This window comes from Niveispirillum sp. KHB5.9 (assembly GCF_048066115.1).
Classification (GTDB): Bacteria; Pseudomonadota; Alphaproteobacteria; order Azospirillales; family Azospirillaceae; genus Niveispirillum.
On sequence record NZ_JBLTYX010000052.1, the window covers coordinates 1 to 2,228 of the forward strand.

1 protein-coding gene is annotated in these 2,228 nt (G+C 62.0%); it reads right to left on the bottom strand.

What is annotated here, in order from left to right; translation table 11 throughout:
* Positions 1-127: 127 nt before the first annotated feature.
* Positions 128-1,930 (bottom strand): translation elongation factor 4, encoded by a 1,803-nt coding sequence (gene lepA, locus ACM9HJ_RS30825; protein WP_416575638.1) that lies wholly within the window; start codon positions 1,928-1,930, stop codon positions 128-130.
* Between the last annotated feature and the right edge of the window lie 298 nt (positions 1,931-2,228).

Consider the following 2,228-nt stretch of genomic DNA (forward strand, 5'->3'; position numbering starts at 1 on the left):
CTCTAACGCCGCAATCATTCCACGGCGCAGCAGCTGGCACATGACATAGTGCTCACCGGCAGCACCGAGAACCGTTGTTGGCGATACCATATTAACGCCTCTCGGGAAGTGCTGCCGATACCAGGCCTCAATTATCCCCCATCTTCAGCGCCGCGATGAACGCGCTCTGCGGGATTTCCACCTCGCCGAACTGGCGCATGCGCTTCTTGCCTTCCTTCTGCTTGTCCAGCAGCTTGCGCTTGCGGCTGATATCGCCGCCATAGCACTTGGCCAGCACGTCCTTGCGCATGGCGGCGATGGTCTCGCGCGCCACGACCTTGGCGCCGATGGCCGCCTGGATGGGGATCTTGAACAGGTGGCGGGGGATCAGATCCTTCAGTCGCTCGCACAGCTGGCGGCCGCGATATTCGGCCTGGCTGCGGTGGACGATCATCGACAGGGCGTCAACCGGCTCGGCATTCACCAGGATCGACATCTTGACCAGGTCGCCCTCGCGATATTCCTCCAGCTGGTAATCGAAGCTGGCATAGCCGCGGCTGATCGACTTCAGCCGGTCGTAGAAATCGAACACCACCTCGTTCAGCGGCAGCTCATAGATGATCATGGCGCGGCCGCCGACATAGGTCAGGTCCTTCTGCACGCCGCGCCGTTCGGTGCACAGCGCCAGCACGCCGCCCAGATACTCGTCCGGCAGCATGATCGTGGCCTTGATCCACGGTTCTTGGATATGGTCGATGCGCACCACGTCCGGCATGTCGGCCGGATTGTGCATGTCGATCACCTTGCCGTCGGTCATGTGCATCTTATAGACCACCGACGGCGCGGTGGTGATCAGGTCCAGGTCGAACTCGCGCTCCAGCCGCTCCTGGATGATCTCCAGATGCAGCAGGCCCAGGAAGCCGCAGCGGAAGCCGAAGCCCAGCGCCGCACTGCTTTCCGTCTCGTACTGGAAGCTGGCATCATTCAGCGCCAGCCTGCCCAAACTGTCGCGCAGATGCTCGAACTCCGCCGCGTCCGACGGGAACAGGCCGCAGAACACCACGGGGATGGAGGGCTTGAACCCGGCCAGCGCCGTAGGCGCCAGACGGCGTTCCTCGGTGATCGTATCACCGACCTTGGTGTCGCGAATATCCTTGATGGCGGCGGTCACGAAGCCCATCTCGCCCGGCCCCAGCTTTTCCAGGGCGATCTTCTTGGGCGTGAAGATACCCACGCGGTCCAGCTCGCGCGTGGCACCGGTCGCCATGAAGCGCACCTTCTGGCCCAGCTTCAACTCGCCATTGACCACGCGGACCAGAATGACGACGCCCAGATAGGCATCGTACCAGCTGTCGACGATCAGGGCCTGCAGGGGCGCATCCTTGTCGCCCTTGGGCGGCGGCAGGCGGGTCACGATGGCTTCCAGCACACCTTCGATGTTCAGGCCGGTCTTGGCCGAAATCTCCACCGCGTCCGACGCGTCCAGCCCGATCACATCCTCAATCTGCGCCTTGACCCGCGGCACATCGGCGGCCGGCAGGTCCACCTTGTTCAGGATGGGCACGATCTCATGATTGGCATCCAGCGCCTGATAGACATTGGCCAGCGTCTGCGCCTCCACCCCCTGCGAGGCATCGACCACCAGCAGCGAGCCTTCACAGGCGGCCAACGAGCGCGAGACCTCATAGGCGAAATCGACATGGCCCGGCGTGTCCATCAGGTTCAGCTGATAGGTCTCGCCATCCTTGGCCTTGTATTCCAGGCGCACGGTCTGCGCCTTGATGGTGATCCCGCGCTCCCGCTCGATATCCATATTGTCGAGCAACTGCGCCTTCATGTCCCGCGCCTCGATGGCGCCGCAGAATTCGATCAGACGGTCGGCCAGCGTCGACTTGCCATGGTCGATATGGGCGATGATGGAGAAGTTACGGATCTTCGACAGGTCGGTCATGGACAGGAGCGCACCAGGATAGAGATTTGCGGCGCAAGATAGGGTCAAGGGGGGCGGAAGGCAATGACCCTGCGGGCCGGCGGGCGGCAGGGGTGGTGTGCGGTGCGCTGGGGGCGGTGATTCGGGGCGGGCATCCGGGGGCGTCGCCTTGGAAACCGGTAGCAGGACTTGAGTTGAAATTCATGTCAATCGGTTACCACTATCGCGAGGTAACACGCCGATATGCATCGACCTGAAAGTTTAATTATTATCATTTCTGCTATTGACTCCCCTTCGCCACCACCCCAAAAGCTTAGAG

Bases quoted from the DNA above. Each gene is read 5' to 3' on its own strand.
- lepA (WP_416575638.1), bottom strand. From the start codon at position 1,930: ATGACCGACCTGTCGAAGATCCGTAACTTCTCCATCATCGCCCATATC.